This is a genomic window from Methylobacterium nigriterrae (assembly GCF_037106235.1).
Taxonomy (GTDB): Bacteria; Pseudomonadota; Alphaproteobacteria; order Rhizobiales; family Beijerinckiaceae; genus Methylobacterium; species Methylobacterium nigriterrae.
This window is the reverse complement of record NZ_JBAWTG010000988.1, coordinates 1-260: the sequence shown is the minus strand read 5'-3', so window position 1 is coordinate 260 and position 260 is coordinate 1. Positions and strand designations below refer to the sequence as shown.

Annotated in this window: 1 protein-coding gene; it reads left to right on the top strand. The window is 75.0% G+C overall.

The genetic code is table 11. The annotated features are described in order from the left end of the window. Window positions 1-260 (top strand): fructosamine kinase family protein (locus WDW90_RS39975; RefSeq protein ID WP_336493102.1); only part of this gene is annotated, 260 nt, incomplete at both ends.

Here is a 260-nt window from a genome sequence, read left to right as displayed (position 1 = left end):
ACGGCGGCGGCACCGAGGCGGCGCTCATCGATCCCGCCGCCCACGGTGGCCACCGGGAGACGGACCTGGCCATGCTCGCTCTCTTCGGTGCGCCGCACCTGGACGAGATCCTCGTCGGCTACGACGCCGTGCACCCGCTGGCCCCCGGGTGGGAGGACCGCGTCGCGCTGCACCAGCTCTACCCCCTGGCGGTGCACGCGGTGCTGTTCGGCGGCGGGTACGTCGACGGGACCAGGCGGTCGATGGCCGCGCTGAGCGGG